The sequence below is a fragment of the Streptomyces sp. NBC_00080 genome, assembly GCF_045041255.1.
GTDB classification, from domain to species: Bacteria; Actinomycetota; Actinomycetes; order Streptomycetales; family Streptomycetaceae; genus Streptomyces; species Streptomyces coriariae.
On sequence record NZ_CP108235.1, the window covers coordinates 7,603,009 to 7,623,753 of the forward strand.

Below are 20,745 nucleotides of genomic sequence, written 5' to 3' on the forward strand. Positions count from 1 at the left end.
TCAACTGTTTGCTGTTGCCGACTGCTCCGATTCCTGTCCCCGACGAGAGGTACGCGTGTCCTCCAGGCTTGAGGCCGAGCATCTGCACAAGGTGTTCGGCAGACGACCGCAGCAGGCAGTCGAGCGGCTCCGGGAGGGAGCCGACCGGGAGGAACTGCGCGCCGACGGCACCACGGCCGCCGTCATCGACGCCTCCTTCACGGTGGCACCGGGCGAGATCTTCGTCGTGATGGGCCTGTCCGGCTCGGGCAAGTCCACCCTGCTGCGGATGCTCAACGGGCTGCTGGAGCCGACCGCCGGACGCGTCCTCTTCGACGGCCAGGACCTCACCGCCCTCGCCGACCGCGAACTGCGCGAGGTCCGGGCGAAGAAGATCAGCATGGTCTTCCAGCACTTCGCGCTCTTCCCGCACCGCAGCGTCCTCGACAACGCCGCCTACGGCCTCGCCGTCCAGGGCGTCCCCCGCCGCGAACGCGAGGAGCGCGCCGCCGAGGCGCTGCGGCTCTGCGGTCTGGCCGGCTGGGAGAGGTCCTGGCCGGACGAGCTGTCCGGCGGCATGCAGCAGCGCGTCGGCCTGGCCCGCGCCCTGGCCACCGACGCCGACCTGCTCCTGATGGACGAGTCCTTCAGCGCGCTGGACCCGCTGATCCGCCGCGACATGCAGGATCAGCTCCTCACGCTCCAGCAGACGCTGAAGAAGACCATCGTCTTCATCACCCACGACCTCAACGAGGCCATGCGTCTGGGCGACCGGATCGCCGTCATGCGCGACGGCCGGATCGTGCAGACGGGCACGGCGGAGGACATCCTGCTCCGCCCCGGGAACGATTACGTCGCCTCCTTCATCCAGGACGTCGACCGCTCCCGCGTGCTGACCGCCTCCGCCGTCATGGACACCGCCGTGCGCGGCGACGAGGCGGACTGCGGCTGCGAGACCGCCACCCCCGACACCCCGTTCACCGCGCTGTGCGCGCTCAGCGCCCGCCTGGACCATCCGGTCGCCGTCCTCGACGGCAAGCGCAAACTCGTCGGCGCCGTGTCGGGCCGGCGCCTCGTCCGCTTCCTCGGCGACGAACAGGGCCGGGCGACGGCCTGCGACAGTCCGCGCGACGGCGGGAAGAAGGTGACGGCCCATGCCTAGGCTGCACCTCGGCGACTGGGTCGACTCCGGCGTCGACTGGCTCGTCACCCACATGTCCTGGCTCTTCGACACGATCAAAACGGTCGTCGAGGGCATGTACGACGGTCTCGACACCGTCCTCACCGCCCCCGAACCGCTCCTCCTCGCCGGCATCCTCGCGGTGCTCGCCTGGTGGCTGCGCGGCCTCGTCGCCGGTGTCCTGGCCTTCGCCGGGTTCGCCCTCATCGACTCCCTCGCCCTGTGGGACGAGGCGATGTCGACGCTCTCCCTGGTGCTCGTGGCCACGGTGATCGCCCTGGTGATCTCCCTCCCGCTGGGCATCTGGGCCGCCCGCTCCAAGGCCGTCAGCGCCACCCTCCGCCCCGTTCTGGACCTGCTCCAGACGATGCCGTCGATGGTGCTGCTGATCCCGGCCATCCTGTTCTTCGGCATGGGCGTCCCCGCGGGCGTCATCGCCACCCTGATCTTCGCGCTCGCCCCGGGCGTCCGGATGACCGAGCTCGGCATCCGCCAGGTCGACTCCGAACTCGTCGAGGCCGCCGAGGCGTTCGGCACGACTCCCCGCGACACCCTGCTGCGCGTACAGCTGCCGCTCGCCCTGCCGACGATCATGGCGGGCATCAACCAGGTCATCATGCTGGGCCTGTCGATGGTCGTCATCGCCGGCATGGTCGGCACCGGCGGCCTCGGTGGCGCCGTCAACGAGGCCATCGGCCGGCTCGACATCGGCCTCGGCTTCGAGGCGGGCCTCGGCATCGTGGTCCTCGCCATCTACCTGGACCGGATGACCGGCGCCCTCGGCACCCGGATCTCCCCGCTCGGCCGCCGCGCAGCCGCCAAGGCCCGGGGCACGGTGTGGACGTACCGTCCGCGCCCGGCCGTGGCCGTGGTCGGCGTGGTCGTGCTCGCCCTGGTCGCCGGCGGCATGAACGTCTTCGGCCCCTCCTCCGGTACCGCCGAGGCCTCCGCCTCGGACATCGGCAAGGGCAAGGAGGTCAAGATCGGCTACATCCCGTGGGACGAGGGCATCGCCTCCACGTACCTCTGGAAGGAACTCCTGGAGGAACGCGGCTTCGACGTCACCACCACCCAGTACGCCGCGGGCCCCCTGTACACCGGCGTCGCCACCGGGCAGATCGACTTCCAGACCGACGCCTGGCTGCCCACCACCCACAACGAGTACTGGAAGAAGTACGGCGGACAGCTCGACGATCTGGGCTCCTGGTACGGCCCCACCTCCCTGGAGCTCGCCGTCCCCTCGTACGTGAAGGACGTCGGTTCCCTGGCGGACCTGAAGAGCCATGCCGCCGAGTTCGACGGCAAGATCACCGGCATCGAGCCCAGCGCCGGGATGATGGGCCTGCTCAAGGACAAGGTCCTGGGGCAGTACGGCCTCGACGGCGCCTACACCGTCGTCGACGGCTCCACCCCGGCGATGCTCGCCGAACTCAAGCGCGCCTACGCCGCCAGGAAGCCGATCGTCGTCACCCTGTGGTCGCCGCACTGGGCGTACAGCGACTACGACCTGAAGAAGCTCGACGACCCCCGGGGCGCCTGGGGCAATGGAGACGGCGTGCACACGGTCGCCCGCAAGGGCTTCGCCGCCGACAACCCCGAGGTCGGCAAGTGGCTGAAGAACTTCCGCATGACCGAGGCCCAGCTCACCGGTCTGGAGGCGCGGATCCAGAAGGCCGGCAAGGGCAAGGAGCAGGACGCGGTCCGGACCTGGCTGAAGGAGAATCCAGGCCTGGTCGAGAAGTGGGTACCGGTCGCCGATTCGGGGCAGGAAAGCCGGGCGGCCCGGTGACCTGACAGCACCGCGACCGCCTGACGAGGGGCGGGCACCGACGTACGGCCTCCGGGCCCGCGTCGGGGCCCGCCCCTCGTGTCGTTCCCGCACGTTCCCCGCCGCTCCGGCTCTCGCTCCCGCCCCGCCGCGGCGCTGGTCCGGCCCCGTCCGCCCGTCGCCCCGCCACAGCAAGAATCCGGCCAAGTACGGAGAGCTACGCCCATCCCCGAGCCGAGGCCTCCGCGACGCCGGGGACGAGCGGGAACATGCGCGGCCGTTCGCGCATTGAACCGGACAAGCGGTGAGCGGGTCCGTGCCCGGCGTGTCCGGGGTCCGATCGGCTGGCGCGAACTGTGAGGTCCGGTGTTACGCCGGGTGTCCTCGATGTGACGGGCGCATGAAACGGTTTGCCGAACATGCGTAGGGTGCAGACAACTCCTCAGAGGGCGTAGAGGACGTCATGGCAGCGACGAGCTAAGGAGGGAGCCGGAGCGATGGGCGACCACAAAGAACAGCCACTGCGGGTGGGCGCGGCCGTGCGGCGCCGACGCCGGTCCCTGGAGCTCACCCTCGCCGTCGTGGCCGAGCGCAGCGGCCTGTCGGTCCCGTTCCTCAGCCAGATCGAGAACGAGCGCGCGCGGCCCAGCACCAGCTCCCTGGAGAAGGTCGCCGACGCCCTGCGCACCACGGCCGTCGAGCTCCTCGCCGCCGCCGACCCCGCGTGCAGCGTGGACGTCGTGCGCGCCGAGGTGACCGAGCCGGGTCCGGGGCCCGAGCCGGAGCCGCGCTCCCGTTCCCTGGTGCGCGGTCACCACCAGATGCACGCCTCGGAGTTCACCGGCGACCATGACGCGGGCCGCGAGTTCCAGTACCGCAACGACCAGCTGATGTACGTGGCCGACGGCGCCGTGGAGATCGAGGCGGAGGGCCGCGCCTACCGCCTCGGCCGCGGCGACACCCTGTACCTCACCGGCGGGGTCCGTCACCGCTGGCGGGCGACCGTGCCGGACACCCGGGTGGTCGTCGTCGCCGTGGCGGAGCACATCGAGGCGGTACGGGACCGGGACCGGGGCCGGAAGCCGTAGTGCGGATCGTCTCGCTGGTGCCGTCGCTCACGGAGGCGGTGGCTTCCTCCGTGCCCGGCGCCCTGGTCGGCGCCACCGACTGGTGCACTCACCCGGCGGACCTGGACGTCGTCCGGATCGGCGGAACCAAGAACCCCCGGGTCGACCGGATCGTCGCCCTCGCCCCCGACCTGGTGATCGCCAACGAGGAGGAGAACCGGGAACCGGACCTGGCCGAGCTGCGCGCGGCCGGTCTCGAAGTCCTGGTGACCGGGATCCGCGACCTCCCGCAGGCCTTCGGTGAGCTGGCGCGGGTGCTCCGGGCGTGCGGGGCGCCCTCGCGGCCGGGGTGGCTCGACGAGGCGGAGGAGGCATGGGCGGCGCCGCTGCCGCCCACCGGCCGCAGGACGGCCGTCGTGCCGATCTGGCGCCGCCCGTGGATGGTGCTGGGCCGCGACACCTTCGCCGGGGACGTGCTGGCCCGCCTGGGCGTCGACCAGCTCTACGCCGGGCACGCCGAACGCTATCCGCGGATCCCGGTCGAGGAGCTGCTCGCCGCCGCACCGGACCTGGTCGTGCTGCCCGACGAGCCGTACCGCTTCACCGCGGACGACGGCCCGGAGGCCTTCCCCGGTCTGCCCTGCGCGCTGCTCAGCGGACGGCACCTGACGTGGTACGGCCCGTCGCTCGCCGAGGCGCCGAAGGTGCTGGGCGAGGCGCTGCGAGCAGCTCACCGCTGAGCAGCCCGCGGACGGTGTGCGTGGCGGCGACGGCCCACGCGGCGACGAGGACGACGTACAGCGCGCAGGCGAGCACGTCGTAGGCGACCAGCCCGGTGTGCCGGGCCAGCGCCGCCGCTCCGGTCACACAGGTGCCGACCGGGAAGGTGAAGGCCCACCAGGTCATCGCGAAACCCATCCCGTGTCGGCGGGCCCGCACCACGTGCGCGGTGGCCAGACACAGCCAGAGCAGCGCGAACCCCATGACGGGCACCCCGTACAGCACGGCGAGCACGGCGAGACCACGGCTGTCCGGGCCGGGCAGGACCCCCGGAGCGGCCTCCGCGAACTTTCCGACGGCGGTGGTGGACTGCCCGAGCGGGCCCAGGACGAGGAACAGGGTCGGGGTGAGGACGAGAGGCAGCGGCCCGCCGGTCACCAGCCGTGCGAACACCACCGGCAGCATGACGAGCGTGGCGAGCAGACTGAGTCCGAACAGCGCGAAGCACGCCAGGAGCAGTGTCTGCCGCGGCTGCCCGGCCGGCAGGTACGGCACCAGCAGCGGCCCGAGCGCGGCGGACACCATGGGCGCGACGAGCGGCAGCAGCCACACGGGCGTGGCCTGGCACGCCCGCACCCGATGGCGTACGGCCATCAGGTACGGGACGGCGACGGCGGCCGTGAGCGCGACGGCCGTCCCGACGGTGAACAGCACGGCGTCGAGGGCGACCGCGGCCCGGACGCCGATCCAGTCCCGGCCGACGGTGAGGGCGCCGCCCCCGACGGCCAGCAGCGCCATCGCCAGGCAGCCGTAGAACGGCGCCGTCGCCGGATCCAGCAGATGGGCGCGGGCCTGGTCGCGGTGATGGCGCCAGTGCAGGGCGCGGGCGCCGAGCAGGGCCAGCAGCAGGACGAGGGCGAGGGCCCAGCAGGTGGTGAGGAGCGGCCGCAGCCCCGGCGGGCGGACGGGGAGCGCGGCTCCCGCCGTGGCGAGGATCGCGGTCCCCATGACCGTGGCGTACCAGTTCGGTCCGAGGTGACGGACGGCGCCGGCGGGCACACGGGGGAGGGCGTACAGAGGCTGGGCGGCGGTGACCATGCCTCCACGGTCGCCCGGCCGCCCTCCCGCGACCAGGGAGTACGACTCTATGGGGACATAAGCTGGGCTTATGGGGAGTGTCGAGGAACAGCCCGCGGACGGCGGAACGGGTTCGATCGCGCACCGTGTCCCGGACCTGGGCGCGCTGGAGTTGCTGCTGGCGGTGGCACGGCTTGGCAGCCTGGGCGCGGCCGCGCGGGAGCTGGGCATCACACAGCCGGCCGCGAGCAGCCGGATCCGGTCCATGGAACGCCAGCTGGGCGTGGCCCTCGTGGACCGCTCGCCGCGCGGCTCCCGGCTCACGGACACCGGCGCGCTGGTGACGGACTGGGCGGGGCGGGTCGTCGAGGCGGCGCGGGCGTTCGACGCGGGGGCGCAGGCGCTGCGGGTCCGCCGGGACTCGCGGCTGCGGGTGGCGGCGAGCATGACGATCGCCGAGTACCTGTTGCCCGGCTGGCTGCTCGCGCTGCGCGCCGGGCGGCCGGACACGGCGGTGTCGCTGCTCGCGGGCAACTCGGCGGCCGTCGCCGAGCGGCTGCTCTCCGGGGAGGCGGACCTCGGTTTCGTGGAGGGACTCACGGTGCCGCCCGGCCTGGACTCGGCCGTGATCGCCCACGACCATCTGATCGTCGTGGTCGCGCCCGCCCACCCGTGGGCCCGCAGGCGGCGGCCGCTGCCCGCGGCCGAGCTGGCCTCGACGCCGCTGATCCTGCGCGAGAAGGGCTCGGGGACCCGGCAGGTGCTCGACACGGCGCTGGGTGGCCTGGCCCGGCCCTTGATCGAGCTCTCCTCGACGACCGCGGTCAAGGCGGCGGCGGTCAGTGGGGCGGGGCCGGCGGTGCTGAGCGAACTGGCGGTCGGGGAGGAGCTGGGGCTGCGGCGGCTGGTGAAGGTGCCGGTGGAGGGGGTTGCGCTGGCGCGCGACCTGCGGGCGGTGTGGCCCACGGGGCATCGGCCCGCGGGGCCGGCGCGGGAGCTGCTGTCGTTGACGCGGGGATAGGTTCTCCCGCCCCCGCCCCCGCCGCCCCTTCCCGACCCTGGGGGCGGTGCCCCCAGACCCCCCTTCGGCCCCGAAGGGGCCTCGTCCTCAAACGCCGGACGGGCTGGGTTGCGCCGCCGTCACCAAGGCGTGCATGACCCGTACGTCCTCGGCCATCTCCGGGTGCCACTGGACGCCCAGTACCCAGGTCGCGGACGGTAGTTCGATGGCCTCCACGGTGCCGTCCGTCGCGTACGCCGACGGGATCAGGTCCGTGCCGAGACGGTCCACGGCCTGGTGGTGGTAGGCCGGTACGGAGGTCTCCTCCTCGACGGCCGCGGCGTACCGCGTGCCGGGGACCGGCTTGACCGGGTGGCGGCCGAAGGCGCCGACGACCTCGGCGTGTCCTTCGATGTGCTGGGTCAGGGTGCCGCCGAGCGCGACGTTCAGCAGCTGCATGCCCCGGCAGATGCCGAGCAGCGGGAGGTCCGCCGCCAGCGCCGCCTCGATCAGGGCCAGCTCCCAGGCGTCCCGCTCCCGCGCAGGCGGCCCGGTGCGGGGGTCCGGCTCGGCGCCGTAGCGGACCGGTTCGACATCGGGGCCGCCCGCGATCACCAGGCCGTCGAGGCGGGCCACCGTCGACGCCGCGTGCTCGGGAGCGTCCGGCGGGAGCATCGCGGCCAGTCCGCCGGCCCGCTGCACCAGCCGCGGGTACCCGACGGGCAGCAGCGCGGCGTCCAGCGCCCACACGCCCCAGCGCGCCGCGGACTCCAGATACGTGCTGACGCCGATCAGCGGCCGTGAACCGTCCGTCATGTGCCCTCCCGCTCCCGCAAGGGATCGCCGCAATGGATCGTAGGCATACCTTTTCACGTCAGGAAGCCCCTGAGCAGGGCGGCCGTCCCCGCGCAGTGCTCCCGCATCATCTCCCGCGCCCCGTCCGCGTCCCCGTCCAGCACCGCCTCCACCAGCGCGAGATGCTGCCGCTGCGAGTGCTCCAGGTTGCGCACCAGGAGCGGGATGCAGTCGAGCAGGTCGTTCACCGTGGCCCGGACCGCCGCGTACCGCGCGGTCAGCGAGGGCGAGCCGCACAGCTCGGCCAGGGTGAGGTGGAGCATCGTGTCCAGGCGGCGGTAGTCGGCCAGCGGCGCGTCCGCCGTGCGGGCCAGCGCGTCGCGCAGGCGCTCCGCCTGTTCGTCCGTCAGCCCGTGCGTCGCGCACAGGCCCGCCGCGCCCACCTCGAGCACCTCACGGAAGCGCAGCACGTCCTCGATGTCGACCTCCGCGATCCGCCGCCGCAGCTCGTCCTCGCCACCGGCGTCCGTACGCGGCAGCACGAACGTTCCGCCGTAGCGGCCCCGTCGGGACTCGACCAGGCCCTGGTCCTGGAGGACCTTCAGTACCTCGCGCAGCGTCACCCGGCTGATCCCGAGCCGCTCCGCCAGGTCCCGCTCGGCCGGCAGCCGTTCGCCGCCCGGCACCAGGCCCAGCCGTACCACCTGGAGAATCTGCTCCAGCGCCTCCTCGAAGCCGTTCCCGGCCCGCACCGGCCGCAATACCGGCGTCAACCGGTCGTCCGGTCCGCCGTCAGCGTCCACCGACATCTGGCCGTGCCCCCTTCCCAAGCAATGGTTCTCCGCAATACCTTATGGCTCCCGGCCCGCCCGAAGAAGACGGGGGAGCCGGGGAAGCCGAAGGAGGCCCTTCCCGTGGCAGACCGCACACCCCCGCTCGGCGTCGAGGAGCTGCACGCTCACGTCGCGAGCGGTGAGATCGACACTGTCGTCCTGGCCTTCCCCGACATGCAAGGGCGTCTCCAGGGCAAGCGGTTCGCCGCCCGGTTCTTCCTCGACGAGGTCCTCCAGCACGGCACCGAGGGCTGCAACTACCTCCTCGCCGTCGACACGGACATGAACACCGTCGACGGGTACGCCATGTCCTCCTGGGAGAGCGGCTACGGCGACTTCGCCATGCGCCCCGACCTGTCGACCCTGCGCCGCGTCCCGTGGAACGCCGGTACCGCGCTGCTCATCGCCGACCTGGCCTGGAACGACGGATCGCCCGTGGTCGCCGCGCCGCGCCAGATCCTGCGCCGCCAGCTGGAGCGCCTCGCCGGGCACGGTTTCACGGCCCAGGTCGGCACCGAGCTGGAGTTCATCGTCTTCAAGGACAGCTACGAGGCCGCCTGGGACGCGAACTACCGCGGACTCACCCCGGTCAACCAGTACAACGTCGACTACTCGGTGCTCGGCACCGGCCGGGTCGAGCCACTGCTGCGCCGCATCCGCAACGAGATGGCCGGCGCCGGACTCACCGTCGAGTCCGCCAAGGGCGAGTGCAACCCCGGCCAGCACGAGATCGCCTTCCGCTACGACGAGGCCCTGGTCACCTGCGACCAGCACGCGATCTACAAGACCGGCGCCAAGGAGATCGCCGCCCAGGAGGGCGTCTCGCTGACCTTCATGGCCAAGTTCAACGAGCGCGAGGGCAACTCCTGCCACATCCACCTCTCGCTCACCGACGCCGACGGCACCAACGTCATGGCCGGCGACGGGGAAGGGGGGATGTCCGACGTCATGCGGCACTTCCTCGCCGGACAGCTCGCCGCCCTGCGCGACTTCTCCCTCCTCTACGCCCCGAACATCAACTCCTACAAGCGGTTCCAGCCGGGCTCCTTCGCCCCGACCGCCGTCGCCTGGGGATACGACAACCGCACCTGCTCCCTCCGCGTCGTCGGCCACGGCCGCTCGATGCGCTTCGAGAACCGGTTGCCCGGCGGCGACGTCAACCCGCATCTCGCGGTCGCGGGCCTGGTCGCGGCGGGCCTGTACGGCATCGAACAGAAGCTGGAGCTGCCCGAGGCCTGTCCCGGCAACGCCTACACCGCCGAGTACGCACACGTCCCGACCACCCTGCGCGAAGCCGCCGAGATCTGGGCGGACAGCCCGATCGCGCTGGCCGCGTTCGGCGAGGAGGTCGTCGCGCACTACCGCAACATGGCACGCGTCGAGCTGGAGGCCTTCGACGCGGCGGTCACCGACTGGGAGCTGCGCCGCTCCTTCGAACGTCTCTGACGCACCCGCCCGTGCACCCGCCCGCGAAAGGCCCTTCCTTGTCCGGTCCCTCCCTGCCCGGTCCCTCCTTGTCCGACGCGCAGTCGCTTCCGCACGAGCTGATCGTTCTCAATCCGGCCACCGAGGAGATCGTCGCCACCGTCCCGGCCGCGGACGCGGCCGACGTGGACCGCGCGGTCGCCCGCGCCGGCGCCGCCCGGAAGGCCTGGGCTGCAGCCGCCCCGGCCGACCGGGCCCGGCTGCTGCGCCGCTTCGCCGACGTCGTCGACGCACACGTCGAGGAACTGGCGCTCCTCGAGGTCCGCGAGGCCGGCCACCTCCTCGGGAACGCCCGCTGGGAGGCCGGCAACGCCCGCGACCTGCTCCTGTACGCGGCCGGCGGCGTCGAGCGGCTCCTGGGCCGCCAGATCCCCGTACCCGGCGGCTGGAACATCACCTTCCAGGAGCCGCTCGGCGTGGTCGGGGTGATCGCCCCCTGGAACTTCCCGATGCCCATCGCCGCCTGGGGCTCCTTCCCGGCCCTCGCGGCAGGCAACGCCGTCGTCCTCAAGCCCGCCGAGACCACCCCGCTCACCGCCCTGCGCCTGGCCGAACTGGCCCTGGAGGCGGGCCTGCCGGAGCACCTCTTCCAGGTCCTGCCCGGACACGGAGCCGTCGCAGGCCGCGCGCTCGTCGACCACCCGGGCGTGGCGAAGATCGTGTTCACGGGCTCCACCCGCACCGGTCGCGAGGTCATGGAACGCTGCGCCCGGCAGGTCAAGCCGGTCACCCTGGAACTCGGCGGCAAGAGCCCCAACATCGTCTTCGCGGACGCCGACCTGAAGGCCGCGGTCGATCCCTTCTCCTTCCTCGACAACTCCGGCCAGGACTGCTGCGCCCGCACCCGTGTCCTCGTCCAGGAATCGGTCTACGACGAGGTGGCCGACCACCTGGCGCGGGAACTGGCCGCCGTGACGGTCGGCGACCCGGCCGACGAGAAGACCCGGATGGGCCCGCTGATCTCCCGGCAACAGGTCGACCGCGTACGGTCGTTCGTCCCGGACGACGCCGAGGCACTGCGCGGCACCGCCCCCGACGGCCCCGGCTTCTGGTTCCCGCCGACCGTCCTCACCGGCGCCGCACCCGACTCGCCCGCCGCCCGCGAGGAGATCTTCGGCCCCGTCGCCGTACTGCTCCCCTTCACCGACGAGGCGGACGCGATTCGGCTCGCCGACGACACCCCCTACGGCCTCTCCGGCTCCATCTGGACCCGGGACGTCGGCCGGGCGCTGCGCGTCTCCCAGGCGGTCCGGGCCGGCAACCTGTCCGTCAACTCCCACTCCAGCGTCCGCTACTGGACCCCGTTCGGCGGCTACAAGCAGTCCGGCGTCGGCCGTGAACTGGGTCCGGACGCCCTGACCGCCTTCACCGAAACCAAGAACGTCTTCATCAGCACGGAGGGCCCCGCACAGTGACCGCATCGCCTGACGAGATCATCTGCCGCCGTCTGGTCGGCCGCACCGCAGTCATCACCGGAGCCGGCAGCGGCATCGGCCTCGCCACCGCGCGCCGGCTCGCCTCGGAGGGCGCGCACGTCGTCTGCGGCGATGTCGACGAGACCCGCGGCAAGGCGGCCGCCGAGGAGGTCGGCGGGACCTTCGTGAAGGTTGACGTCACCGACCCCGAGCAGGTCGAGGCGCTGTTCAAGGCCGCCTACGACACCTACGGCAGCGTCGACATCGCCTTCAACAACGCCGGCATCTCCCCGCCCGACGACGACTCCATCCTGGAGACCGGCCTCGAGGCCTGGAAGCGCGTCCAGGAGGTCAACCTGACCTCCGTCTACCTGTGCTGCAAGGCCGCGCTTCCCTACATGCGGCGCCAGGGCAGGGGCTCCATCATCAACACGGCGTCCTTCGTGGCCCGGATGGGCGCCGCCACCTCGCAGATCTCGTACACGGCGTCCAAGGGCGGCGTCCTCGCCATGTCCCGTGAGCTGGGCGTGCAGTTCGCCCGTGAGGGCATCCGCGTGAACGCCCTCTGCCCGGGGCCGGTCAACACCCCGCTGCTCCAGGAGCTGTTCGCCACGGACCCGGAGCGGGCCGCCCGCAGGCTGGTCCACATCCCCGTCGGCCGGTTCGCCGAGGCCGAGGAGATCGCCGCCGCCGTCGCCTTCCTGGCCAGCGACGACTCCTCCTTCGTCAACGCCTCCGACTTCCTGGTGGACGGCGGGATCTCCGGGGCCTACGTGACCCCGCTCTAGGACGCCCCACGGCCGGCCGCCTACAGGAAGGTCCGCCCCTCACCCCGGTAGGTCGGCACGGTCGCCGTCACCGCGTCCCCCTGGACGAGGTGCAGCACGTCGAACCGCTCGCACAGCTCACCGGCCTTCGCGTGCCGGAACCACACCTTGTCGCCGATCAGCAGATCGTCGGCGGGCGAGCCGAGCAGCGGCGTCTGCACCTCGCCCGGACCCTCCTGGGGGTCGTAGCGCAGCCCTTCCGGCAGGTACGGCACGGGCAGCCGGTCGGGCCCCGCGGCACCGGACGCGGGATACCCGCCGCCGAGCACGGTGACGATCCCCACCCCCGGCCGCCGGACGACGGGCTGGGCGAACAGGGCCGCCGGACGGCCGCTGAAGGACGTGTAGTTGTCGAACAGACGCGGCACGTACAGCCCCGACCCGGCCGCGATCTCGGTGACCGCGTCCTCGGCGGCGGTGTGCTGCACACTGCCGGTGCCGCCGCCGTTGACGTACTCCAGATCCGGTACGACGGCCCGCACCGCGCGCACGACCGCGGCGCGGCGCTCGGCGAGCTCGCGCCGGGCGGTGGCCTGCATCAGCCGGATGGCCCGGGACCGGAAGGGCCGCCCGGCGACGGCGTCGCCGACCCCGGCGATGTGCCCCTCGTAGGCCATGATCCCCACGACCTTGAAACCGGGCCGCCGGGCGACCGCCCGCGCCACGTCGGCGACCTGGGCGGGGGAGTGCAGCGGCGAGCGCAGGGCGCCGACCCGGACCCGGCCGCCGAGGAACTTCAGCGCGGTGTCCAACTCCAGGCAGACCCGGATGACTTCGCGCCCTTCGCCGCGCGCGCCGTCGATGAGGTCGAGCTGGGAGACGTCGTCGACCATGACGGTGACGGCGGCGGCGAGCTTGGGGTCGGCGGCCAGTTCGGCGAAGGCGGTGCGGTCGGCCGACGGGTAGGCGAGGAGGATGTCGTCGAACCCGGACCGGGCCAGCCACAGGGACTCGGCGAGGGTGAACGACATGATGCCGGCGAAGCCGTCCTTCGCCAGGACGCGTTCCAGCAGCGTCCGGCAGCGTACGGACTTGCTGGCGACACGGATCGGCTTGCCGCCGGCCCGGCGGACCAGATCCTCGGCGTTGGCGTCGAAGGCGTCCAGGTCCACGAGGGCGAGAGGTGCGTCGAGATGGGCGGTGGCCCGGTCGTAACGGGCCCGGTCGGCGGCGCGCGCAGTCATGAACGAAGCCTGCCAGACAGGATTACCGCAGGGTAGGGGGACGTTCCGGGCAGAAGCCCCGGGCGTCGCGGACTGGTTCCCGTTCGCCCGGCGACAAGCCGTAGAGTGACGCGCACGCATGGAGGACGGCTCCGACCGGGCAACCGTGTCGGGATGCCGGTCCGTCCGTGCGGGTATGCGTGCCCAGGGCGGACTGTCGTGTCCGCGCCGGGCCGCCCGGGCACGAGACCGACCGCCCGCGTACCAGAACGACGGCCCGGGGACGAGGAAACGGGGGGTGCATGAGTACGGAAGCACGCCGCGCCTCGGTCCCCCCGCGTCCGGACGTGCCGCCCCACCCCGGTGTCCCGCCCCGGCCCGCCACCCCGCCCCGCCCGGCCCAGCCCCCGACGGCCCCGACGGACCGGGAGAGCGGCGGCCAGGCAGCCGCCGAGCCGCCGCGACGCGACCCCGCGCGCCGGGCGACCCCCGCCGCCGAGCCGCGGGAGCCCGCCGCGCCGCCCCGGACGCCGACCGGCCGACCGCGGCAGCGGGCTGAACGGGAGCCCACGCACGGTGCGCATCCCGGCTCGGCCGAAGCGAAGGCGACCGCCCAGGGCGAGCCCACATCCGGGGACGACTTCCCCGCCTCGGGGGACGGCTTCCCTTCCCCCGGGGACGGCCTCCCCTCTGCCGGGGGCCGCTTCCCTTCGGCGGGCACGGATTCCTCCCCTTCCCGCACCGCCCCCCGCTTCACCGACCTGCGGGCCCAGCACACGGACGCCATGACCCCGCCCCCGCCCCCGCCGCCCGCGTCGGCCCGTTTCCCGGACATCCCGCCGCAGCCGGCCCGGCCCGCCCCGGCCCCACGACGCGACGACGCCGGGACGCCACCGCGAGCCGAAGAACGCCCGGCCGCCCCCCACGCCGCCCGTCCGGCCCCGCCCCACGACTTCCGCCGCGCCCCCCGGCCCACCAGGCCGGCCACCCGCCCCGCCTCCTCGGAGGACTCGCGTCCCGCAGGCCCGGGCGGCGCCGCCCCGCGCCCCGGTACGGCTGCTCCCCGTCCCGCCGACGGGGAGGCCACCCGCCCGGCCGGCCCCGACGGCTCCCCTCCCACCGGCACCGCCGGCGCCCGTCCCTCCGGTGACGGTCTCCCGCGTCCCGCCGGCCCCGAGGGCTCCCTTCCCGGCGGAACTGCCAGTCCCGCGGGCACTCGTCGCACCGACTCGGACAGCTCCCGTCCCGCCGGCTGGAACGGCTCCCGTTCCGCCGACCCGGGCGGCTCCCCTCCCGCAGGTCCGGGCAGCTCACGCCCCGCAGGCCAGAACGGCTCACGTCCCGCCGGTCCGAGTACCTCGCGTTCCGCCGGCTCGAACGGTTCGCGTTCCGCCGACTCGGGCGACCTCTTCTCCGCGGGTTCGGGTGCGTACCCCAGTGGCTCGGGCAGCTCCCGGCCTGCCGCCGCGGCCGACTTCCCCTCCTCCGGCGCGGGCACCCGCCCCGTCGTTCCGCCGCCGCCCTCCCGGCCCGCCGGCCCGCCGCCGTCCTCCCGTCCCGCGGGCTCGACGGGTGACCCCTCGTCCGCGGCCGGGTCCGCGTCCGACAGCGCCTGGTCGCCGTTGCCCCGGAGTTGGGTGCCCGCGCCCGGGCGGAGTCGGCGGGAGACGGAGGCGGAGGGCGCGGGGGGCGGTCTGCGCGGTGACTCCCAGGCGGGCCAGGCGGTGACGGACGACGGGCCGGCCTGGAGCCCCGGGGCGGCCGTGCGGCAGCCCGGGTTCGCCGTGCCGCCCGTCCCTGCCGCGACCCCCGCGCCAAAGGCTCCGCAGCGGACCGACGGCGGCCCGGGGGCGGCGAGCGGCCCCGATCCCTCCCTGTCGTGGAGCGCTCCCATGGCCCCGGGCGGCGCCCTCGGTGCCACCAGGCCCGTGGTGACCTTCGCGCGCCCCGAGGGGTACAGGGACATGTCGGGGATTCTCGGCCGGCGGGGACGCGTCGTCGCGGCCGCCGTCTGTGTCGTCCTCGGCATGGGGCTCATCGGCGGTGCGGTCACCGGCAGTTGGCTGGTCGGGGACTCGGCGGACGCCGCCGAGCGCAGTAGCTACACCACCGCCGGCGGTCTGTGGCACAACGTGCCGGTCGATCAGCTGTTCCCGCCCACGGTCGACGGTCAGGGCGCCGGTCCCGGCGGCGCCGACCGCACCTGGACGCGGATCGCCGTCGCCCCGGACGGCGGCTGCGCCGACGCCTTCGACCCGCTGCTGCTCAAGACCCTCGCCCCGGTCGGCTGTCAGCGGCTCCTGCGGGCCACCTACACCGACGCCACCCAGAGCTACGTGACCACCGTCGGGCTGCTGTTCACGACGGCCGACGCGGCCGCCATGCGTGCGCTCGACACCCGCTTCACCAAGGAGAAGCTGGCGGATCGGGCCGATCTGATGCCCCGGCCGTACGCCGTGAAGGGCACCGTCGCCGCCGCCTTCGGCGACAAGCAGCGCGCGGCGTGGACGGTCTCCGTCCTCACCGACGCTCCCGTCGTCGTCTACGCCGTCTCCGGCTGGGCCGACGGCCGCGTGGTCGACACCCCGCAGTCCGCCCCGGCGGCCACCGCGGCGGGCGCCACCACGGCCCCCGCCCAGGCGGGCCTCGGCAACGAGGCCCAGGGCCTCGCCGACCGCATCGAGCGCGGCCTGCGCAAGACCGCCGTCACGCCCTCGGAGCAGCCCTCATGAGCATCCGTACGAGCCGTACGACCCGCAGGGCCGGGCTCCTGTGCTGTCTCCTCGCCGCCACCGTGGCCCTCGTGCCGCCCTCCACCGCCTACGCCGACGGCATCCGTGCCAAGCAGTGGGCACTGGAGGCCCTGCACACCCAGGAGGCCTGGCAGACCACCAAGGGGGCGGGCATCACCGTCGCCGTCCTGGACACCGGCGTCGAGGCCGACCACCCCGACCTCACCGGCAACGTGCTCACCGGCAAGGACATGGTCGGCTTCGGAGCCGGCCCCGGTGACCGCGCGTGGGCCCGCCACGGCACCGCGATGGCCGGCATCATCGCCGGTCACGGCCATGGCAGCGGCAACACCGACGGCGTGCTGGGCGTCGCTCCGGAGGCGAAGATCCTGCCCGTCCGCGTGATCCTGGAGGACGGCGACCCGCAGCGCACCAAGGCCCGCAACACCCGGGGCAACGCCCTTGCCGAGGGCATCCGCTGGGCCGCCGACCAGGGTGCCGACGTCATCAACCTCTCCCTCGGCGACGACTCCGCCTCCGCCCACCCCGAGCCCGCCGAGGACGAGGCCGTCCAGTACGCGCTGAAGAAGGGCTCGGTCGTCGTCGCCTCGGCCGGCAACGGCGGCGAGAAGGGCGACCACATCTCCTATCCGGCCGCCTACCCGGGCGTCATCGCCGCGACGGCCGTCGACCGCTACGGCACCCGTGCCTCCTTCTCCACCCGCCGCTGGTACGCCACGGTCAGCGCGCCCGGCGTCGACGTCGTCATCGCCGACCCGGACCACAAGTACTACGAGGGCTGGGGGACCAGCGCCGCATCCGCCTTCGTCTCGGGTGCCGTGGCGCTCATCAAGGGTGCCCGGCCAGGGCTCACGCCGGCCCAGATCAAGAAGCTCCTGGAGGACACCGCCCGCAACGCCCCCACCGGCGGGCGCGACGACTCCCGCGGCTTCGGGTTCATCGACCCGGCCGCCGCGATCACGGCCGCCGCCGACCTCAAGCCGGAGGGCCTGCAATCGGCGGCCTACGGCGAGCAGTACTTCGGCTCCGGCCCGGACAAGCCGAAGGCGGACGACGACACGGCGGACTGGGCGGGCCTGCTCGCGGGCGGTGCCGGGGGAGTGCTGGTGGTGGCGGCGGTCTTCCTGTGGCGCGGCCGCCGCGAGCGCGACCGGCCCGGGGCCCACGAGACGCTCCAGCCGTGACGAGGCTCGTCGGCTAGTCGTCCGCGGACGGCGAGGCCGACGCGGAGGCCGACGTCGAAGCGTCACCGTCCCGCAGCGCCGACACCGCCGTCCGCGCCACCTGCTCGACCAGTGAGATCCCGGCCGTCTGCGTCGCGTTGCCGTTCGACAGCACGGCCACCAGACAGTCGTGGCCGTCGACGGTCACCCGGCCGATGCTGTTGATGTCCCACAGTCCGGTCGTGCTGCGCGCCAGCCAGCCGTTCTTCAGCGCCCACGAGGACCCGTCGGCCGCCGCCGAGACTCCCCAGCGCTGGTCGACGGCTATCTGCCCCATCAGGCCCCGGAGATACGTCCGCGACGCCTCGCTCAGCTCCGAGTCGTCCCCGAAGACCTGCTGGAGCAGGGTGAGCTGATCGGCGGCCGTGGTCTGCGTCAGCCCCCACAGCATGTCGTCGCCGCCCGCGGTGTCCGTCAGCCCGAACCGCTCGTTCGCGGCGTCGAGCCCCTGCGCCTTGCCGATGATCCGCCACAGCGCCGACGCCGAGTCGTTGTCGCTGTTCTCGATCATCGCGGTGGCGTACGTCTTCTCGGCCGCGGTGAGACGGCGGTCCGCGTCCTGTGCCTGGAGCAGCAGCGTCGCCAGGATGTCCACCTTGACGATGCTCGCCGTGTCGAAGGCGCTCCCGCCGTACGTGGCGTCGTCACCGGAGTCGAGGTCGAGCACGGCCACGGACACGGCCGCGTCGCCCGGCACGGTCACCGACTTCATCGCGGACGCCAGCAGCGCGTCGTGATCCACCTCGGGCGCCGCCACCGTCTCCACCGACACCTTTCCGCTCCCCGGACCGGACGCCGACGGCGTCGCGGAGGACGACGATACGACCGGGGTTCCCGAATGCGCCTGTGCCTTCACGTAAACGGTCCCGCCCGCCGTCGCCCCGAGGACGGCGACCGCGGCGAGCGCGGTGCACAGGAGCGGACGGCGCCGGGAGGATCGAGCGCGGCGGTTGCGACGTGCTCTGGAGGACTCCATGACCGTCGATGCTCGGGGCGGCGACTGTGCGCACCGTTAGACGGAGGTTAGAGGCACGTCAGGGATGTCTGAGAATCCGGTGAAAGGCGTCACCGCCGTGTTTCGGGCCCCGCACAAGCACAGCATCATCCCCCCGATAGGGTCGACGACCGTGGCGAACAAGAACATTCCCGACTCCGGCTTCTCCGACGACGACGGCTCCGCCGACCCCCGGCTGAGCGCGGCGCTCGCCGCCTGGGCCGAGGACCGCACCGCCGTGGGCCCGGTCCTCGCGGCCCTCAAGGGCGCTCGGCTCCTGGTGCCCGTGGTGGCCGTACTGGGCGAGGTGGAGGAGGACGAGAACGGACTGCGCCGCGAGAAGACCAGCGACATGGCCGTGCCCACGCTGAAGGCGGGCGGTCGCACCGCGCTGCCCGCGTTCACGTCCACGGACTCGCTCGCCCGCTGGGACCCCGAGGCCCGTCCGGTCGCCGTACCGCTTCACCAGGCGCTCCAGGCGGCCGCCCACGAGAAGGCGGACACGGTCGTCCTCGACCTGGCGGGACCGGTGGCCTTCGAACTGACGGGGCCGGCGCTGCTGGCGCTCGCCGAGGGCCGTACGTCGACCGACCCGCTCGCCGATCCGGCGGTGCGGGCGGCGGTACGGGCCGCGGTCGCCGCCGAACCCGAGGTCCTCAGCGCCCATCTCGGGCCGGGGCAGGCGGACGGCACCCTCGCCCTCGTCCTCGACCCGGCCGCCGTCCCCGCCGAGGCGGCCCGGTCGGTGGCCGGGCGGCTCGCCGCCGACGAGACACTGAGGGCCCGCCTGGTGCGCGGCCTCGACCTGGCACTGCTGCCGGCCGGGACGACGCCTCCGGGCGAGCCCCTGTACGTGAAGAGCTGAACCGGCGGCTGCGCCTGCCCAGCGGAAGAAGCGGAGAAGCGGAGAAGCGGGCTCAGCCGTAGATCGGGCCCGTGTACTTCTCGCCCGGACCCTGGCCCGGCTCGTCCGGGACGATCGACGCCTCGCGGAACGCCAACTGGAGCGACTTCAGACCGTCGCGCAGCGGCGCCGCGTGGAAGGAGCTGATCTCGGTCGCGCTTCCGTCCAGCAGGCCGGCGAGGGCGTGGATCAGCTTGCGGGCCTCGTCGAGGTCCTTGTACTTGTCGCCCTCCTCGGTGAGCCCCAGCTTCACGGCGGCGGCGCTCATGAGGTTGACGGCGACCGTCACGATCACCTCGACGGCGGGGACCTCGGCGATGTCGCGGGTCATCTCGTCGAAGTCGGGGGCGCCGGGGGTCTCGGCGGAGCCGGCGGGGGAGGAGTCACTCATGCCCCACACGATAGGCGCAGGCCGGCCCGGTCCCCGTACCGAGGCTCGATTGGCCGTTCCTGGCGCAGACTGCTAATCTCGTGTAACGACCGGTCGGACACGCGTGCCCCTCAGCAGGCGGGCCCGGCCCACAAGTGGAGGCTCCGAACTCCCACCCGACTGTCCTCACGGACGGCGGGTCACCCCGGTCAGGCGGCCACCATCGTTCCGTACGGACGATGGAGTCGCCCGGTAGTGCGCCCCGCGTTCACGCGGCGGTGCTCCGGTAGTGCTTGGAGCCCCGCATGTGATCGTTCGGGGCATTTTTTGTGCTTCGGCGTGGTTAAAGGACTAACAACCAAGACGTTACGCGGCCGTTCGCCAGACTGCCGTGTGGTGCTATCTAGGAGGATCCATCAGCGCCGAGCCCCGCATCAACGACCGGATTCGCGTTCCAGAGGTGCGACTTGTCGGTCCCAGTGGCGAGCAGGTGGGCATCGTCCCCCTGGCCAAGGCACTGGAGCTTGCCCAGGAGTACGACCTGGACCTGGTCGAGGTCGCGGCGAACGCCCGTCCGCCGGTCTGCAAGCTCATGGACTACGGGAAGTTCAAGTACGAGTCGGCCATGAAGGCCCGTGAGGCGCGCAAGAACCAGGCGCACACGGTCATCAAGGAGATGAAGCTCCGGCCGAAGATCGACCCGCACGACTATGACACCAAGAAGGGTCACGTCGTTCGGTTCCTCAAGCAGGGCGACAAGGTCAAGATCACGATCATGTTCCGCGGTCGTGAGCAGTCCCGGCCCGAGCTGGGCTACCGACTGCTCCAGCGTCTCGCGGAGGACGTCCAGGACCTCGGGTTCATCGAGTCGAACCCGAAGCAGGACGGCCGAAACATGATCATGGTTCTCGGTCCGCACAAGAAGAAGACCGAGGCGATGGCCGAGGCCCGTCAGGCGCAGGAGGCCCGCAAGGCCGAGGCGAAGGCCAACCCGGGCCGTTCGCAGAACGCCGCGGATGCCGACGCCGTCAACGCCGAGGGCGACGTCGAATCCGACGTCGTGAGCGCCGAGGCTGACGCCGAGGCCCCTGCCGAGGCTTCCGCCGAGGCGTGATCCGCGGGACGCGAGTCCCAAGGACGTAACCGATACAAGCGACGTTCCGCCGTGCCCGGTTTCACGACCGGGCACCGG

Annotated in this window: 18 protein-coding genes; 12 read left to right on the forward strand and 6 right to left on the reverse strand. The window is 73.1% G+C overall.

Annotated elements, in window-relative coordinates:
- Window positions 1-55 precede the first annotated feature (55 nt).
- From OHU34_RS33920 to OHU34_RS33935, 4 genes are all read left to right on the forward strand, one after another.
- Complete coding sequence (locus OHU34_RS33920) at window positions 56-1,141, forward strand: glycine betaine/L-proline ABC transporter ATP-binding protein (protein WP_142269459.1); 1,086 nt, start codon at window positions 56-58, stop codon at window positions 1,139-1,141.
- Window positions 1,134-2,948, forward strand: a complete 1,815-nt coding sequence (locus tag OHU34_RS33925; RefSeq protein WP_405769940.1) for an ABC transporter permease/substrate binding protein — start codon at window positions 1,134-1,136, stop codon at window positions 2,946-2,948. The genes OHU34_RS33920 and OHU34_RS33925 overlap by 8 nt, the downstream gene beginning before the upstream one ends.
- Before the next feature lie 476 nt (window positions 2,949-3,424).
- Window positions 3,425-4,015 (forward strand): helix-turn-helix domain-containing protein, encoded by a 591-nt coding sequence (locus tag OHU34_RS33930; RefSeq protein ID WP_142269457.1) that lies wholly within the window; start codon window positions 3,425-3,427, stop codon window positions 4,013-4,015.
- Entirely contained in the window at window positions 4,015-4,734 is a 720-nt protein-coding gene (locus tag OHU34_RS33935) for a helical backbone metal receptor (protein ID WP_142269456.1), read from the forward strand. Before OHU34_RS33930 ends, OHU34_RS33935 begins: the two co-directional genes overlap by 1 nt.
- On the opposite strand, the gene OHU34_RS33940 is transcribed toward OHU34_RS33935, so the two are convergent.
- The gene (locus OHU34_RS33940; protein WP_230196407.1) at window positions 4,646-5,812 is read right to left on the reverse strand and encodes a TDT family transporter; all 1,167 of its coding nucleotides are present in this window, start codon (window positions 5,810-5,812) and stop codon (window positions 4,646-4,648) included. The two genes, OHU34_RS33935 and OHU34_RS33940, sit on opposite strands and share 89 nt — an antisense overlap.
- 70 nt (window positions 5,813-5,882) lie before the next feature.
- Here OHU34_RS33940 and OHU34_RS33945 point away from each other — a divergent pair, with 70 nt between their 5' ends.
- On the forward strand, window positions 5,883-6,812 hold the full coding sequence (locus tag OHU34_RS33945) for a LysR family transcriptional regulator (RefSeq protein ID WP_020132303.1): 930 nt from the start codon (window positions 5,883-5,885) through the stop codon (window positions 6,810-6,812).
- An 87-nt stretch (window positions 6,813-6,899) separates the two neighbouring features.
- Here OHU34_RS33945 and OHU34_RS33950 read toward each other — a convergent pair whose 3' ends face one another.
- Both OHU34_RS33950 and OHU34_RS33955 read right to left on the reverse strand, forming a co-directional pair.
- A complete protein-coding gene (locus tag OHU34_RS33950) occupies window positions 6,900-7,607 on the reverse strand; it encodes a gamma-glutamyl-gamma-aminobutyrate hydrolase family protein (protein WP_142269453.1) in 708 nt (235 codons plus the stop codon).
- Between the two features lie 53 nt (window positions 7,608-7,660).
- The gene (locus tag OHU34_RS33955; RefSeq protein WP_142269452.1) at window positions 7,661-8,395 is read right to left on the reverse strand and encodes a FadR/GntR family transcriptional regulator; all 735 of its coding nucleotides are present in this window, start codon (window positions 8,393-8,395) and stop codon (window positions 7,661-7,663) included.
- A 105-nt stretch (window positions 8,396-8,500) separates the two neighbouring features.
- On the opposite strand from OHU34_RS33955, the gene OHU34_RS33960 reads away from it, so the two are divergent.
- The 3 genes from OHU34_RS33960 (at window position 8,501) to OHU34_RS33970 (ending at window position 12,107) form a co-directional block, all read left to right on the forward strand.
- Window positions 8,501-9,865 carry a glutamine synthetase family protein gene (locus tag OHU34_RS33960; protein ID WP_142269451.1) on the forward strand — a complete coding sequence of 455 codons (1,365 nt, stop codon included), beginning with the start codon at window positions 8,501-8,503 and terminating at the stop codon, window positions 9,863-9,865.
- 68 nt (window positions 9,866-9,933) lie between these two features.
- A complete protein-coding gene (locus tag OHU34_RS33965; protein ID WP_230196408.1) occupies window positions 9,934-11,319 on the forward strand; it encodes an aldehyde dehydrogenase in 1,386 nt (461 codons plus the stop codon).
- Entirely contained in the window at window positions 11,316-12,107 is a 792-nt protein-coding gene (locus OHU34_RS33970; RefSeq protein WP_020132308.1) for a 3-oxoacyl-ACP reductase, read from the forward strand. The genes OHU34_RS33965 and OHU34_RS33970 overlap by 4 nt, the downstream gene beginning before the upstream one ends.
- A 20-nt stretch (window positions 12,108-12,127) precedes the next feature.
- Here OHU34_RS33970 and OHU34_RS33975 read toward each other — a convergent pair whose 3' ends face one another.
- Window positions 12,128-13,330, reverse strand: a complete 1,203-nt coding sequence (locus OHU34_RS33975; protein ID WP_142269449.1) for an amino acid deaminase/aldolase — start codon at window positions 13,328-13,330, stop codon at window positions 12,128-12,130.
- Window positions 13,331-13,611: 281 nt separating this feature from the next.
- Between OHU34_RS33975 and OHU34_RS33980 the strand changes: the two genes are divergently transcribed.
- Together OHU34_RS33980 and mycP are read left to right on the forward strand one after the other, a co-directional pair.
- Entirely contained in the window at window positions 13,612-16,041 is a 2,430-nt protein-coding gene (locus tag OHU34_RS33980) for a hypothetical protein (protein ID WP_405769945.1), read from the forward strand.
- Window positions 16,038-17,246 (forward strand): type VII secretion-associated serine protease mycosin, encoded by a 1,209-nt coding sequence (gene mycP / locus OHU34_RS33985; RefSeq protein ID WP_405769947.1) that lies wholly within the window; start codon window positions 16,038-16,040, stop codon window positions 17,244-17,246. Before OHU34_RS33980 ends, mycP begins: the two co-directional genes overlap by 4 nt.
- A 13-nt stretch (window positions 17,247-17,259) precedes the next feature.
- Here mycP and OHU34_RS33990 read toward each other — a convergent pair whose 3' ends face one another.
- Window positions 17,260-18,261 carry a serine hydrolase gene (locus OHU34_RS33990; RefSeq protein WP_142269447.1) on the reverse strand — a complete coding sequence of 334 codons (1,002 nt, stop codon included), beginning with the start codon at window positions 18,259-18,261 and terminating at the stop codon, window positions 17,260-17,262.
- A gap of 151 nt (window positions 18,262-18,412) precedes the next feature.
- Between OHU34_RS33990 and OHU34_RS33995 the strand changes: the two genes are divergently transcribed.
- A complete protein-coding gene (locus OHU34_RS33995; RefSeq protein WP_142269446.1) occupies window positions 18,413-19,144 on the forward strand; it encodes an SseB family protein in 732 nt (243 codons plus the stop codon).
- 52 nt (window positions 19,145-19,196) lie between these two features.
- Here the strand turns inward: OHU34_RS33995 and OHU34_RS34000 are convergent, their stop codons facing one another.
- A complete protein-coding gene (locus OHU34_RS34000) occupies window positions 19,197-19,574 on the reverse strand; it encodes a DUF1844 domain-containing protein (RefSeq protein WP_057606998.1) in 378 nt (125 codons plus the stop codon).
- Window positions 19,575-19,944: 370 nt separating this feature from the next.
- Here OHU34_RS34000 and infC point away from each other — a divergent pair, with 370 nt between their 5' ends.
- On the forward strand, window positions 19,945-20,667 hold the full coding sequence (infC, locus tag OHU34_RS34005) for a translation initiation factor IF-3 (RefSeq protein ID WP_078616029.1): 723 nt from the start codon (window positions 19,945-19,947) through the stop codon (window positions 20,665-20,667).
- The last annotated feature ends 78 nt before the right edge of the window (window positions 20,668-20,745 follow it).

Excerpts from the sequence above, each read along its gene's own strand:
- OHU34_RS33925 (WP_405769940.1), top strand. The coding sequence starts at position 1,134 with ATGCCTAGGCTGCACCTCGGCGACTGGGTCGACTCCGGCGTCGACTGG.
- OHU34_RS33930 (WP_142269457.1), top strand. The coding sequence starts at position 3,425 with ATGGGCGACCACAAAGAACAGCCACTGCGGGTGGGCGCGGCCGTGCGG.
- OHU34_RS33940 (WP_230196407.1), bottom strand. The coding sequence starts at position 5,812 with ATGGTCACCGCCGCCCAGCCTCTGTACGCCCTCCCCCGTGTGCCCGCC.
- OHU34_RS33945 (WP_020132303.1), top strand. The coding sequence starts at position 5,883 with ATGGGGAGTGTCGAGGAACAGCCCGCGGACGGCGGAACGGGTTCGATC.
- OHU34_RS33950 (WP_142269453.1), bottom strand. The coding sequence starts at position 7,607 with ATGACGGACGGTTCACGGCCGCTGATCGGCGTCAGCACGTATCTGGAG.
- OHU34_RS33955 (WP_142269452.1), bottom strand. The coding sequence starts at position 8,395 with ATGTCGGTGGACGCTGACGGCGGACCGGACGACCGGTTGACGCCGGTA.
- OHU34_RS33975 (WP_142269449.1), bottom strand. The coding sequence starts at position 13,330 with ATGACTGCGCGCGCCGCCGACCGGGCCCGTTACGACCGGGCCACCGCC.
- OHU34_RS33980 (WP_405769945.1), top strand. The coding sequence starts at position 13,612 with ATGAGTACGGAAGCACGCCGCGCCTCGGTCCCCCCGCGTCCGGACGTG.
- mycP (WP_405769947.1), top strand. The coding sequence starts at position 16,038 with ATGAGCATCCGTACGAGCCGTACGACCCGCAGGGCCGGGCTCCTGTGC.
- OHU34_RS33990 (WP_142269447.1), bottom strand. The coding sequence starts at position 18,261 with ATGGAGTCCTCCAGAGCACGTCGCAACCGCCGCGCTCGATCCTCCCGG.
- OHU34_RS34000 (WP_057606998.1), bottom strand. The coding sequence starts at position 19,574 with ATGAGTGACTCCTCCCCCGCCGGCTCCGCCGAGACCCCCGGCGCCCCC.